11 protein-coding genes and 1 pseudogene are annotated in these 12,955 nt (G+C 48.6%); 10 read left to right on the top strand and 2 right to left on the bottom strand.

What is annotated here, in order from left to right; all coding sequences use genetic code 11:
- Positions 1-21: 21 nt before the first annotated feature.
- Positions 22-1,755: an ABC transporter ATP-binding protein gene (locus NQ534_RS00370; RefSeq protein ID WP_006860320.1), complete on the top strand. Its 1,734-nt coding sequence runs from the start codon at positions 22-24 to the stop codon at positions 1,753-1,755.
- Between the two features lie 92 nt (positions 1,756-1,847).
- On the opposite strand, the gene NQ534_RS00365 is transcribed toward NQ534_RS00370, so the two are convergent.
- On the bottom strand, positions 1,848-2,813 hold the full coding sequence (locus NQ534_RS00365; protein ID WP_006860321.1) for a LysR family transcriptional regulator: 966 nt from the start codon (positions 2,811-2,813) through the stop codon (positions 1,848-1,850).
- 105 nt (positions 2,814-2,918) lie between these two features.
- Here NQ534_RS00365 and NQ534_RS00360 point away from each other — a divergent pair, with 105 nt between their 5' ends.
- Both NQ534_RS00360 and NQ534_RS00355 read left to right on the top strand, forming a co-directional pair.
- Positions 2,919-3,698 carry an MATE family efflux transporter gene (locus NQ534_RS00360; RefSeq protein ID WP_006860322.1) on the top strand — a complete coding sequence of 260 codons (780 nt, stop codon included), beginning with the start codon at positions 2,919-2,921 and terminating at the stop codon, positions 3,696-3,698.
- A 6-nt stretch (positions 3,699-3,704) separates the two neighbouring features.
- Positions 3,705-4,235: an MATE family efflux transporter gene (locus NQ534_RS00355; protein WP_242655298.1), complete on the top strand. Its 531-nt coding sequence runs from the start codon at positions 3,705-3,707 to the stop codon at positions 4,233-4,235.
- Between the two features lie 79 nt (positions 4,236-4,314).
- Here the strand turns inward: NQ534_RS00355 and NQ534_RS00350 are convergent, their stop codons facing one another.
- Complete coding sequence (locus NQ534_RS00350; RefSeq protein WP_006860324.1) at positions 4,315-5,289, bottom strand: helix-turn-helix domain-containing protein; 975 nt, start codon at positions 5,287-5,289, stop codon at positions 4,315-4,317.
- 178 nt (positions 5,290-5,467) lie between these two features.
- Between NQ534_RS00350 and NQ534_RS00345 the strand changes: the two genes are divergently transcribed.
- From NQ534_RS00345 to NQ534_RS00315, 7 genes and pseudogenes are all read left to right on the top strand, one after another.
- Entirely contained in the window at positions 5,468-6,085 is a 618-nt protein-coding gene (locus NQ534_RS00345; protein WP_006860325.1) for an MptD family putative ECF transporter S component, read from the top strand.
- A gap of 185 nt (positions 6,086-6,270) precedes the next feature.
- Positions 6,271-6,987 carry an energy-coupling factor transporter transmembrane component T gene (locus NQ534_RS00340; RefSeq protein ID WP_006860326.1) on the top strand — a complete coding sequence of 239 codons (717 nt, stop codon included), beginning with the start codon at positions 6,271-6,273 and terminating at the stop codon, positions 6,985-6,987.
- Positions 6,984-8,105 (top strand): annotated as a pseudogene (locus tag NQ534_RS00335) (ABC transporter ATP-binding protein); the annotation flags it as partial. The gene NQ534_RS00340 and the pseudogene NQ534_RS00335, both read left to right, overlap by 4 nt.
- Positions 8,106-8,215: 110 nt before the next feature.
- Positions 8,216-8,986 (top strand): N-acetylmuramoyl-L-alanine amidase, encoded by a 771-nt coding sequence (locus NQ534_RS00330; protein WP_006860328.1) that lies wholly within the window; start codon positions 8,216-8,218, stop codon positions 8,984-8,986.
- A gap of 279 nt (positions 8,987-9,265) precedes the next feature.
- Positions 9,266-10,750: a L,D-transpeptidase family protein gene (locus NQ534_RS00325; protein ID WP_006860329.1), complete on the top strand. Its 1,485-nt coding sequence runs from the start codon at positions 9,266-9,268 to the stop codon at positions 10,748-10,750.
- 77 nt (positions 10,751-10,827) lie between these two features.
- Entirely contained in the window at positions 10,828-11,925 is a 1,098-nt protein-coding gene (mutY, locus tag NQ534_RS00320; protein ID WP_006860330.1) for an A/G-specific adenine glycosylase, read from the top strand.
- On the top strand, positions 11,922-12,935 hold the full coding sequence (locus NQ534_RS00315) for a glycosyltransferase family 2 protein (protein ID WP_006860331.1): 1,014 nt from the start codon (positions 11,922-11,924) through the stop codon (positions 12,933-12,935). Before mutY ends, NQ534_RS00315 begins: the two co-directional genes overlap by 4 nt.
- The last annotated feature ends 20 nt before the right edge of the window (positions 12,936-12,955 follow it).

The following is a 12,955-nucleotide window of genomic DNA, read 5'->3' as shown; positions in this document are numbered from 1 at the left end:
GGAAAGGCGGTGTAAAGAATAATGAGTAAATTACAAAAAGCACTCTTTTTATCAGACAAAGGCTATAAGGATTTGAAAAAAGCCATTACAGCCTGCACACTTACCAACCTGTCCATGTTGTTGCCGTTCTGCGTGACGGTTATGATTTTCAGCGAATTGCTGACACCGTTTGTCGGTGGGGAGATTCAATGGAATCACATTTGGATGCTTTGGGGTGTGGGCATTGTATCTGCAATCCTGGTATTTCTTGCAGCGAAAAACGACTACCGGAAAACATACATTGCTTCTTATAAAGAATCCAATACAACCCGTGTGCGGATTGCGGAGCATCTTCGCAAGCTCCCTATGAGTTTCTTTAATACAAAGGATTTATCGGAACTGACCACAAATATGATGGCAGATTGCAGCAGCATGGAATCTATGCTCAGCAGCACAATCCCGCCGCTGATTGCAAATGTAATTACGGTTACATTGACCTGTATCATGCTGGCTTTCTTCGACTGGAGACTGGCTCTGTGCATTTTCTGTACGATGCCGATTGCGTTTCTGATTATCTGGCTGAGCCGGAATTATCAGAAGAAACTGTTTGCCCGACAGGTAAATGCGAAGCTGGCCGCCTCCGATCAGGTTCAGGAATACCTGGAGGGTATGAAAATCATCAAGTCCTGCGGTTTAAGCGGTTCCCATTTTTCTGCTCTGGATAATGCCCTGCTGACAATGAAGAAAATCGCAGTCAAGGTTGAAATGATGGTTGGCGTATTTATGTCCAGCGCAAGCATGGTATTGCAGGCTGGTATCGGCATTACTATTTTTGTAGGGGCGCTCTTATTGGTAAACGGGAGTATTGAACTGCTTCCTTTGCTGATGTCCCTGCTTATGGTCACTCGCATTTATGGCCCGATTCTTGCAATCCTTTCACAGCTTGCTACGCTTCTGAATCTGAATGTTGTAACGGAGCGTATGCGTACTCTTCTCACAACACCTGCTATGGAAGGCGATGGAAAGACCGTTGCGAACTATGATATTGAAATGGATCATGTAACTTTCCGCTATAACACAGAGGATGTGATTAAAGATGTAAGCTGCAAAATCCCGCAGGGTAGTGTAACTGCATTGGTTGGTCCTTCTGGAAGCGGTAAAAGTACCATTTCCAAGTTGATCGCCCGTTTTTGGGATATTCAGGGCGGCACAATTCGTGTAGGCGGCAAGGATGTCCGCACGATGGAACCTGAAAATCTGATGAAATATATGTCCTTTGTTTTCCAGGATGTGACGTTGTTTAATGATACCGTCATGAACAATATCCGGCTTGGTAATCCTAATGCAACAGACGAACAGGTTATGGCGGCAGCGAAAGCAGCTTACTGTGATGAGTTTGTACGGGAAATGCCGGAAGGTTATCAGACACTCCTCGGAGAAAACGGCAGCACCCTGTCTGGTGGTGAACGGCAACGTATTTCTATCGCCCGCGCATTGCTGAAGGATGCTCCTATTATCCTGCTGGATGAGGCCACGGCGTCCCTCGATCCGGAGAATGAAGTGCTGGTTCAGAAAGCGATTGCAAAGTTGGTAGAAGGTAAGACCGTGATAATGATTGCACATCGTCTGCGGACCGTAGTTGATGCTGACCAGATCCTTGTATTGGAGAATGGGAAGCTGGTAGAGAGCGGAACCCATAATGAACTGATGGCGAAGAAAGGTCTGTATCAGAAATTGTATCATATTCAGCAGGAAAGCCTCGGCTGGGCGGTTTAGGAGGTGTCTATGGAACTTCATAGGTCGGGTGAGGATTGTTTGGAAGCAATCCTCATACTCGCTTATGATTTACGGAATTGACTCTGGTGATTTCAATTTTCAGCAACAGATTTAATGCAAAAGTTTTGAAGACAATCAATCGGGGATGCGGTGTGATTCGCCTTCTCCAAATAAGAAGTGATACCTGGAATGGATTTTAGTTCATTGTTGAGGGCCGTTAAAAAGTGGTCGATAAGTTTCACCTTTGTGTTGCTGCTTTTTAAATAATAAATGATTCTATCTGGCGGCGGTGAAGCTATCTGGTAAATGGAAACATAATCCAATGTTGACAATTTGTAAGCCACGGATGATGGTACGATGGCCCATGTGTTATCCCAGGAGAGAACATGTTCCAACAGATTCATCTGGTCTAAAGAAACACGGTATTCCGGCGTGGATTTGAACCAAAAATCATGCCATACATCATATTCAGGATTCCAGGGTAATCGGATTTCCTGATACGGATCAAGCATTTGAGGATGAATGATTTCGGTATATTTCTTGCAGTTATTGGCTGCCAATACCATATGCTCCTGAAAGGCCGGAATTGTCTCGACTCCTTTATAATAGATGTCATCTGAAATTAGTGCAACATCAATAAGACCATTTGCAATATACTGATAGGATTCAAACGAATGATAATTATGAAAACAGATGCGGATAGCATTCCCTGCTATTTTTGCAATATTTTCAAATACATGAGGGAGAATATAGCTGCTTACGCTTCCAACAGATGCAATATGCAACATATTAGAGTTGTCCAGACTATTGAGTTCCTGGGCCTCCTGCCAGATATTCAACCATTTCTGTGCAATAGGAACAAAAGCTTCTCCTTTGGCGGTTAATTCGATATTTCTCTGCCCTTTTTTTCTTGAAAACAATGGATAGCCTAATTCATCTTCTAAAGTCTTGATCCTGCGGCTCAGAGCAGGCTGAGTGACGTATAAATTTTGTGCGGCGGATGAAATAGAGCCAGCTTTTATTATTTCAAAAAAAGCTTCTATTTCCAAATGTGTCATGGATGTTCACCTCAAAATATAAGGTTTTATTTATATTTTAAACCATAAATAAGCATTTTACAATGATTATATTGTGCGGTAGACTAACTGACGAGGTGAAATCAGATGAAAATTACGGATGATCTTACAAAAGGAAATATTAGAAATCAGTTGGTTGTACTTGCTTTGCCTCTTATATTGGGAAATATTTTTCAGCAGCTCTATAATACGATTGATTCCTTTATCATAGGCAGATATATCAGTCATACTGCATTTGCCGCTGTTGGTGTGGCGGGGAATATTATGAATTTATTCACTTTTGTGATAAGTGGCGGCTGCAATGGTATTTCGATTATATTTGCAGAATTATATGGAGAGAGAAAATGGAACACACTGCGAAAAGAAAGTTTTCTGTCTTTTTCTTTCGGCTGCTTTGTGACTGCAGGACTTAGTATCATAGGACTATTGACTTTGGTTCCATTACTGGACGTGCTCCAGACGCCTCTGGTGGTGCGGATATTTGCACAGGACTATTTGCGTATTATCTATTTGGGACTGCCAGCCACCTTTTTATATAATTGGTGTTCGTGTGTTCTGCGGGCGATTGGAGATACAAAAACTCCGCTCTGGATACTCGTGTTTGCAATGGTTTTAAATTTTAGTCTGGATTATTTGTTCGTTGTCTGCTGTAAAACCGGGATATTCGGTACAGCAGCCGCAACGGTAGTATCACAGCTCTTTGCATCGATTGTGTGTTTTATGTATATGAAAGTAAAATACCCATGCCTGTTATTTGGCCGCAGGGATATGGCATTTGACCGCAGGCTGCTGTTAAAAACCGCAAATTTTGGATTAGTTTCAGCTCTTCATCAATCCAGCCTTTATATTGGAAAATTATTTGTCTAGGGAGCAGTGAATACTGCTGGAACAGAGATTATATCTGCCTACACAGTGACAATGCGGATAGAAGGATTTGCCAATTCTTTTGGTGATAGTGGCAGTACGGCAATTTCTGTATTTGTTGCACAGAACAGGGGAGCCGGGAAAAATGAGAGAGTGAAACGGGGATTCAGACAAGGGACAAAGATGATGATGCTTCTCAGTTTCTGGTTATCCTCTGTTATGGTTTTTGCCACTCCCGGTGCCATCTCATTGCTTATGGGAAAAGTATCAGATGGTCTTACTGAAAATGTGGAAATGTATATGAAAGTGATTGCGGGTTTTTATATCCTGTGCTTTATTGGCAACTCATTTGTAGGTTTATACCGTGGTCTGGGTATGGTTTATATACCAGTATTGGGAACTGTATTGCATATTTCTATTAGGGTTATTTTTTCGTATCTGTTAATAGGTAAGATAGGTTTGGCGGCGGTTGCCGTGGCTACCGGGATGGGATGGGCAGCAGTGGTTACTTTTCAAAGTATTCTATATAAAAGTAGATAACTTTGATTTTGAAATTATTCCCTGTGATGTTCACAGGGGCAGCTGACATTCCGGAACAGCTTTCGTCCGGGACAGACGCTCAGCATCTGCCCCGCGCCATTTTCCGGTACTCAATCGGCAGGAGCCCGGTACTTTTGCGGAACAGTTCTGCAAACCGGCTGGAGGTGGAGTAGCCAATCATTTCCGCAATCTGTCCCATCGTGAAATCCGTGTCTATCAGCAGATGCTCCGCCTGGCTCATACGGCGCTGCTGTATGTACTCTGTGATGGTGCAGCCCTGCAGTAGTTTAAAGGATGTCTTCAGTTTGGTGGTTCCCATGCAGGCTATTCTGGCAAGCCGTTCCAGCGGAATATCAAAAGCATAGTGGTCATCCAGATAAGCAGTCACGTTTTTAAGCTGCGCGATATCCTGGTCGGACAGATGTTTCTCCTTGCGGGACAGAATCTTTTTCTGCTCTTCCACCACAAGGGATACCGCCTCGGCAACTTTCGCTTCGTAGAACAGACCTGCGGCAATTCCGTCCCCACGGTAGACCTTTACCTCATGGAGTAGCTTTGCCATAGCCGGGAAATCTGTTGTCTGGTCAATCTGCCGGAAAGCCGCAAGCGGGCTGATATAATCCCCCGGATATTGTTTTTGCAGATAATCCTCATAGTATGCCGGCATTACTTCGATGCCGATAGAACGGATGGGGATTTTTTTGTGTATGATTGCCTTATACGGCTTATAACCGCCGATAAAGGTCTTAATGCACCCGGCAGACATACGCCGGTATGGGTTTAATTCCTCGCCGGAGATAGATTCATACTGGGTAATGCTCAGAGCTTCCGGCAGGCTGAATTCCATGAAGAAATCCTCATGGAAATAGAAATCGTGAATTTTAATGTCGTACAGGTCTTTTTTTGCGTAGACCCAGTAGAAACCTTCTCCGGTTTCGGGTGACAGCTTCCAGCACTGACCGGCAGAATTGAAGCTGCCGCCGTCGTCTGCCGGGATGAAATGATTATCCGTTAAAAGCGGTTCATAGTAATCCGCAATAATGCTGTTGTCCAAATGAATTCTCCTTTGCAACGATTGGACGTAAGTTTGCAACGAAAGGACGAAGATGCCCGCGTCGTATTGCAGACCGCCCGTAAAGTTTGTATGATATAGATTACAGTTAGCGAAAACTAATCATACTATAACAGATTTCAGACGGCGGGTCAACCGTTCCTGAAGCAGGAGGAAAATTATGAGTAATTATGCAAATGCAAAAGCTGGATTGTCCGTGAGGGACTTAGTAACCACAGGAATTTTCACCGCACTTATGTTCGTAGCTATTATGATAGGAGGAGTCTTTTTTGCGACCAATCCGGTGCTGACATTTTTCATGCCCGCCGGGAGCGCATTGCTTGCCGGACCGGTTTATCTGTTGCTGATTGCAAAAGTACAGAAGCGCTGGAGCCTCACCATCATGGGTGTTATTATAGGCATCATCTGGTTTGTCACCGGTATGCACTGGGCGTTTGCGCTTGGATATCTTATAATGGCTGTCGTAGCTGATTTTGTCGCCGGGACAAAGCAGTACAGGAGTAAGAAAATCAACAGCCTGTCCTATGTTCTTTTTTCTCTGGGCGGAACAGGGTCATACCTTGTTTTCTTTATAGACCCACAGGGATGGGCGCAGACCATGCTGGGAAATGGAACCGAGCAAAGCTATATCGATACCATGCAGGCGACTGCAAACGCAGGAATCTTCATCGCCATGTTTGCGGCGCTCCTTGTAACAGCTTCCATCAGTGCCTTCGTGGGCTGCAAAATGCTGAAAAAGCAGTTTGAGCGTGCCGGAATAACGGAGGCACGCACATGAGCAAGAAGCGAAGCGGATTGCGAATGTTCCGTAGCCGGAGTGACAGCGGAGGCACGCACATGAGCAAGAAGCGAAGCGGATTGCGAATGTCCCGTAGCCGGAGTGACAGCGGAGGCACGCACATGAGCAAGAAGCGGAGCGGATTGCGAATGTCCCGTAGCCGGAGTGACAGCGGAGGCACGCACATGAGCAATTGGAAAGGGCTTTGGCTTGACCCGCGGGCCAAGCTCTTTCTTATTGTGATGTGTGTGCTGAGCTCCATGATTGCGCCTTCCCTTACATATCAGCTTGTGCTTGTCCTGCTGATTGCCGTACTGGGAGTGCTTTGCGGGAAGTGGAAATATTCTGTGAAAGCAGTCTGCTTTTATTCGGTAATCTGTATGCTGACGGTCTGGATCATGGCTGTCATGACGGGGACGCTGCGGACCATGTTTGTTGCGTTTCTCGGACTGTTCCATAAGGTTTATGCCTGTGGAATGCTGGCGGGGATTGTCCTGTCCACAACAAAGGTCAGTGAGTTTTTATCCGCCATGAACCGCATCCATGCCCCGAAAAAATTTGTCATACCATTTGCGGTCATGCTGCGCTATATCCCCACCATCCGGGAGGACTGGCATTTTATTAAGGACGCCATGCGGATGCGGGACGTATCTCCCTCTCTGGGCGGCTTTCTGTGTCATCCGGGGCTGACCGTAGAGTGTATCTATGTTCCGCTGCTGATGATGGCTTCCAAAGCGGCGGATGAGCTTACTATCGCCTCTGTTACCCGCGGAATCGAAAATCCCGGTCCCCGGACCTGCCTTGTCCAGGTAAAATGCGGGATTGCAGACTTCGCGGTGATGCTGGCGGCCGTTGTTTTCTTTGTATTTGAATTATGCGTGCGGGGAGGTGTGACGGGGTGATTGAATTTGAAAATGTATCGTTCTCTTACAAGGGACAGGAGCAAGATGGTCTGCATGGAATCAGCCTGAAAATTGCGGACGGGGAATGTGTTCTGCTCTGCGGCCGCAGCGGGTGCGGAAAAACAACGGTCACAAGGCTGGTAAACGGTCTGATTCCGCAGTTTTACCAGGGAGAACTTCGGGGGCGTGTGCTGGTAGACGGACAGGAAATCAGTGCGCTTCCTATGTATCAGATTGCCGCAAAGGTGGGCTCTGTCTTTCAGAATCCCCGGACGCAGTTTTTCAATGTGGACACAGACAGCGAGATTGCCTTTGGAATTGAAAACGAAGCCCGCCCGGTAAAGGAGCTGGAGAAACGTGTAGACCAGACAACAAAAGAGTTGCATATTGAGAAACTGCGGAATCGCAATATTTTTGAACTGTCCGGCGGGGAAAAACAGAAAATCGCGTTTGCGTCGGTCTATGCCATGAATCCGGAAATCTATCTGCTGGATGAACCATCGTCAAATCTGGACATGGCTTCCATACAGGAATTAAAGGAACATCTGCGGCTGATAAAAAGCCAGGGAAAAACCATTTTGATAGCGGAACACAGGCTCTATTATCTGATGGAGCTGGCAGACCGCATTGTTTATCTGGAGGATGGGAAAATAGCAGGGATTTTCACACCGGAGGAATTTCGACGGCTGCCGGAAACCGAACGGGAGCACATGGGGCTGCGGGCGGCTGACCTGACAGGGGTGCTGACTCCGGACAGCCATCCGGCGGTCCTTCCTCCCACGCTGGTTCTTTGTGATGTAACGCTGCGCTATAAAAAACGGACGGTTCTGCGCCATATCGCGCTTTCTGCCGCGAAGGGAGAGGTCATTGGCGTGGTCGGGCACAATGGAACCGGAAAGACTACGTTTTCCCGCGCCCTGTGCGGGCTTCACAGGGATTGTGAAGGGGAGTTTTTCTGGGAGGGGCAGCCGATGAAGAACAAAGCGCGGCTGAAACGCTCCTACATGGTTATGCAGGATGTGAACTATGAATTATTTGCGGAGAGCGTGGAGGCGGAGTGCTCCTTCGGAATCAGAAATCCGGACCGGAAGTTGGCAGAAACGACAATGGAGGAGCTGTTCTCTGTTTCAGAGGAAAATCACTGAAGAAATTATATGGGCAGCAGGCAGTTCCCGGAAAAATACCTCCTGCATATGCTATAAAGACAGCATATGCAAGAGGTAATTTTATGGCAAAAATTGCAATAGACGCGGGACATGGCGGAAGCGATCCGGGAGCGGTATTTGAGGGCAGACAGGAAAAGGACGACAATCTGCGGCTGGCGCTGGCGGTAGGAGAGATTCTGCAGCAGAATGGCGTCGATGTGTTTTTTACCAGAACAGAGGATATCTATCAGACGCCGTTTCAGAAGGCGACGCTGGCGAATGAATCGGGAGCGGATTTTCTGGTTTCCCTGCACCGTAATTCGAGCCCGGTTCCGAACCAGTATACGGGCGTGGAATCACTGGTCTACAATAAGGCGGGAGAAAAGCTGGAAATGGCGGAAAACATCAACAGTCAGCTTGAAGAAATCGGATTCCGCAATATCGGCGTGAAAGAACGACCGGGGCTTGTGATTCTGCGGCGCAGCAAAATGCCGGCGGTGCTGGTGGAGGCGGGCTTTATCAACAGTGAGGAAGACAACCGGATGTTTGATGAGGACTTTGACCGCATTGCGCAGGGCATCGCACAGGGAATCCTCGATACCATACAGAGCAGCGGCGCCGCCGGGATGCCGGAGGAAAATGTGTATTACCGCGTGCAGACAGGTGCCTTCCGGAATCCGGAAAACGCGCAGCGGCAGCTTGAAAAACTGGTAAGCGAGGGTTATCCTGCATTTATTATAGAAAAAGACGGATACTATCTTGTGCAGGTAGGCGCATTTTTAAATCTCGGAAACGCCACGCGCATGGAGGGCACGCTGAGAAGCAACGGATACCAGACATACATTACAACGTAAAACTTAAAAATTCATTATAACTTTCTTTAAAAAAGAAGATAGGGCTTTAAAAATACGAATCCCTGTGTTAAGATATCCAGTAGGCATAAGCCGTGCGAAGACAGAGACGGATGCAGACACACATGCCTGCATGTGAGTGGCTGCGTCTGGCGATGGCTTCATAGGGCGAAGCCCGTGAGCGGGGAAAATCGGAGATTTTCCGAGCGGCACGGCTGAGTATCAACGGCTGAGTATCAACGACGGAGTATAGGTCAGTATCTTTGTATGTGAGGGGAAGAAATGAGCACGAAGGACGTTAGAGAGCAGATGTTATCGGGAAACGGCAGGCGTCCCCGCAGGGGACAGGAGGAAAAAGCCGGGGAAGAAAAGAAATCCGCGAAAAAACGGGTGAGAAATATTTTCCTCGGCTTTCTGGGATTGCTTATCCTTGTAATTCTTGGATTTTATATTGCGGGAATCGTTCACTTTAAGGACCGCTTTTTTCTGCATACCACCATCAACGGCTTTGACGCGTCGGAAATGACGGTCAACGAGGTGGAGGATATTATTGCGGAGAAAATCGGGTCATACAGCCTGGAAATTGAAGAGCGCGGAGGCGGAAGCGAGACTATCACGGCGGAGCAGATTAACTACCGCTACGTGTCGCAGGGAGAGACGCAGGCGTTTAAGCAGAGTCAGAATGTCTTTTTATGGCCGATGTGCCTGTGGAAGGAGATTTCCTACACCTTTGATTCAAGCGCGCAGTACGACGAGGACAAGCTGACGGAGGCGGTGAATGCGCTCGCCTGCCTGGATGAAAATAATGTGACGGCTCCGCAGGACGCGTACATCGATTATGTGGACGGGTCGTATCTGGTAATGCCGGAGGTGGAAGGAAACCTTCTGGAGAGTGAAAAGGTGCAGCGGGTAATCCGTGAGGCGGTTGACTTTGCGCAGGCGAAGGTATCGCTGGAGGAAAAGAACTGCTATCTGGCTCCGCAGAAGCGCCAGGATGACGAGACGATGGCGGCGGTCTGCCAGGAGCTGAATACCATAATCAGCACGGACATTACGTATCTGTTCGGGGACAACACAGAAGAACTGAATAAAGAGACGATTCGCGGCTGGGTTTCTTATGATGAGAGCGGAACGGTAACGCTGAATGAGGATGCGGTGCGCGAATATGTAAGCGCACTGGCGGAAAAATATGACACGGCGGACAGACCGCGGGAATTTAAGACAAACGACGGAAGAACCGTCACCGTATCCGGCGGCAGCTATGGCTGGCTGATTGACCAGGAGGGCGAGCTGACAGAGCTTCTGGAATGCATCCGCAGCGGCTATCAGGGAACTCGCTACGCGGTGTTTGCGCAGACTGCGGTGAGCTGGGAAAACAGCGACCTTGGCTACAGCTATGTGGAGATTGATTTGACAAACCAGCATGTCTGGATGTATATTGACGGTGAGGAGATCGTGTCGACCGACTGTGTGTCCGGCGATATGATGAAGTCAGACCAGACAACCCCGGCGGGAACCTATACGCTGTATTATAAGGAATCCCCGTCCGTTCTGGAGGACGAGGCAAAGACCTACCGCACCGAGGTGACCTACTGGATGCCGTTTAACGGCGGCATCGGGCTGCACGACGCTACGTGGCGCAGCAGCTTTGGCGGAAACATCAACCAGTCGGACGGTTCGCACGGCTGCATCAACCTTCCGCTGGAAGCGGCAAAGACAATTTATGAGAATATTTATGCGGGAATGCCGATCATCTGCTATTACTAAGATGTCCGGCACTGACCGGAGCAAAGCGCAGCGCGGAACATCCGCAGAGTGCTTTCGCCTGGGACGCTGAGGGAAATATGGAAACAAACAAAGAATTAGAGAGCATCGTGCAGCCCCTGCTTGCGTGGTTTGACGCAAACGCCAGGGTGCTGCCGTGGAGAGATTCTCCGACGCCGTACCGTGTCTGGGTATCCGAGATTATGCTGCAGCAGACGCGGGTGGAGGCGGTAAAACCGTTTTTTCAGAGATTTACAGAAGCGCTGCCGGACGTGGCTGCGCTTGCTGCATGTGAAGAGGAAAAGCTCCTGAAACTCTGGGAGGGGCTTGGCTACTACAATCGCGTCCGCAATATGCAGAAGGCGGCGCAGACGGTGATGGAGGAATACGGCGGAGAGCTTCCGGCGGATTATGAAAAGCTCCTGAAGCTTAAGGGGATAGGCAGCTATACGGCGGGAGCAATCGCATCCATCGCGTTCCAGATACCGGTTCCGGCGGTGGACGGAAATGTGCTGCGCGTGATTTCCAGAATTACCGCCAGCGAAAAGGATATTCTGAAGGCTTCCGTGAAAAAGGAAGTGGAGGATGAAATCCGGGAGATTATCCCGCCAGAGCGGGCGGGTGCTTTTAATCAGGCGCTGATGGAGCTGGGAGCTGTTGTCTGCGTCCCGAACGGACCGGCAAAATGCGATGCCTGTCCGCTTTATGGTCAGTGCCTTGCCAGAGAGCGGGGAATCGTCAGCTCTCTTCCGAAAAAGTCGGCGGCAAAGCCGCGCAGGGTGCAGGAGCGCACGGTTCTTATCATCCGGGACGGGGAGCGGGTGGCGATTCACAAAAGACCGCCGAAGGGACTGCTTGCCGGGCTGTATGAGCTGCCGAATGTGGAGGGACATCTGGGGCAGGAGGAAGTGCTGAAGCTGCTGAAAAAAAAGCATTTTTCGCCGATCCGTATACAGCCGCTGGAGGAGGCGAAGCATATTTTCAGCCATGTGGAGTGGCACATGACGGGCTATGTGATTACCGTGGAGGAGCCGGAGAGGGAGACGGAATATCTGTTTGTCGAGCCGCGGGAGACTGAAGAAAACTATCCGGTTCCGGCGGCATTTTCCGCTTATACGAAATATCTGCAGATAAAGCTCGGACAGGAGAAATACAAGGAGGAAAATAAGGAGTTATGAAGATTTTATCCATCGCAATTCCAAGTTATAATTCACAGAATTATATGAGAAAATGCATCGAATCGCTGCTGCCAGGCGGCGAGGATGTCGAGATTATCATTGTGGACGACGGCTCAAAGGACGATACGGCAAAGATTGCCGACGAGTACGCCGCCAAATATCCGACCATTGTAAAAGCGGTCCACCAGGAGAACGGCGGACACGGCGAAGCGGTAAATGCCGGTCTGCGCAATGCCACCGGGCTTTACTTTAAGGTGGTCGATAGCGACGACTGGGTAGATAAGGACGCCTATCCGCAGGTGCTTGCCACGCTGAAGAGCCTGATTGGCGGTCCCGATGTGGTCGACATGATGATCTGCAACTACATCTATGACAAGGTGGGCGCAAAGCGCAAAAAAATCATGCAGTACCGTCATCAGCTCCCGGTGGGACGCGTATTCAGATGGGATGAGGTCGGCGTGCGCACCGGACATTATATTCTGATGCATTCCGTTATTTACCGCACAAAGCTTCTGCGCGAGTGTAAGCTGGAGCTGCCGAAGCACACCTTCTATGTGGATAATCTGTTTGTATTCCAGCCGCTTCCGTTTGTAAAGAAAATGTATTATATGGATGTGGAGCTTTACCATTATTTCATCGGGCGCGAGGATCAGTCTGTCAATGAGCAGGTAATGATTGGAAGAATCGACCAGCAGATTAAGGTCAACAAGATGATGATTGATATTATGGCGAATCTGAAGGGGCTGAACAAGCACTGCCGGAAATACATGATGAGTTATCTGGATATTATTATGACGGTGTCCTCCATGCTGCTGCTCAAATCCGGCACGGATGAAAATTTTGAGAAAAAGCAGGAACTCTGGCGCTACCTGAAAAGTGCGGACATGGGGCTGTACTGGAAAATCCGGCATGGACTGCTCGGACGGGCGTGCAACCTTCCGGGAAAGGGAGGAAGGTCCGTATCGGTGGCAGGCTACAAGCTGACGCAGAAATTTTACGGGTTTAACTGATTGCAGAAAAGGCACTGCCG

The sequence above is a fragment of the Marvinbryantia formatexigens DSM 14469 genome (genome assembly GCF_025148285.1).
GTDB lineage: Bacteria > Bacillota > Clostridia > Lachnospirales > Lachnospiraceae > Marvinbryantia > Marvinbryantia formatexigens.
Note: the sequence above shows the minus strand (reverse complement) of the source record. Positions and strands in the feature narration are given on the sequence as shown.

What these genes read in the sequence shown, in the direction of transcription:
- NQ534_RS00330 (WP_006860328.1), top strand. Translation starts at nt 8,216, where the DNA reads ATGGCAAAAATTGCAATAGACGCGGGACATGGCGGAAGCGATCCGGGA.
- NQ534_RS00340 (WP_006860326.1), top strand. Translation starts at nt 6,271, where the DNA reads ATGAGCAATTGGAAAGGGCTTTGGCTTGACCCGCGGGCCAAGCTCTTT.
- NQ534_RS00370 (WP_006860320.1), top strand. Translation starts at nt 22, where the DNA reads ATGAGTAAATTACAAAAAGCACTCTTTTTATCAGACAAAGGCTATAAG.
- NQ534_RS00365 (WP_006860321.1), bottom strand. Translation starts at nt 2,813, where the DNA reads ATGACACATTTGGAAATAGAAGCTTTTTTTGAAATAATAAAAGCTGGC.
- NQ534_RS00325 (WP_006860329.1), top strand. Translation starts at nt 9,266, where the DNA reads ATGAGCACGAAGGACGTTAGAGAGCAGATGTTATCGGGAAACGGCAGG.
- NQ534_RS00345 (WP_006860325.1), top strand. Translation starts at nt 5,468, where the DNA reads ATGAGTAATTATGCAAATGCAAAAGCTGGATTGTCCGTGAGGGACTTA.
- NQ534_RS00360 (WP_006860322.1), top strand. Translation starts at nt 2,919, where the DNA reads ATGAAAATTACGGATGATCTTACAAAAGGAAATATTAGAAATCAGTTG.
- NQ534_RS00315 (WP_006860331.1), top strand. Translation starts at nt 11,922, where the DNA reads ATGAAGATTTTATCCATCGCAATTCCAAGTTATAATTCACAGAATTAT.
- mutY (WP_006860330.1), top strand. Translation starts at nt 10,828, where the DNA reads ATGGAAACAAACAAAGAATTAGAGAGCATCGTGCAGCCCCTGCTTGCG.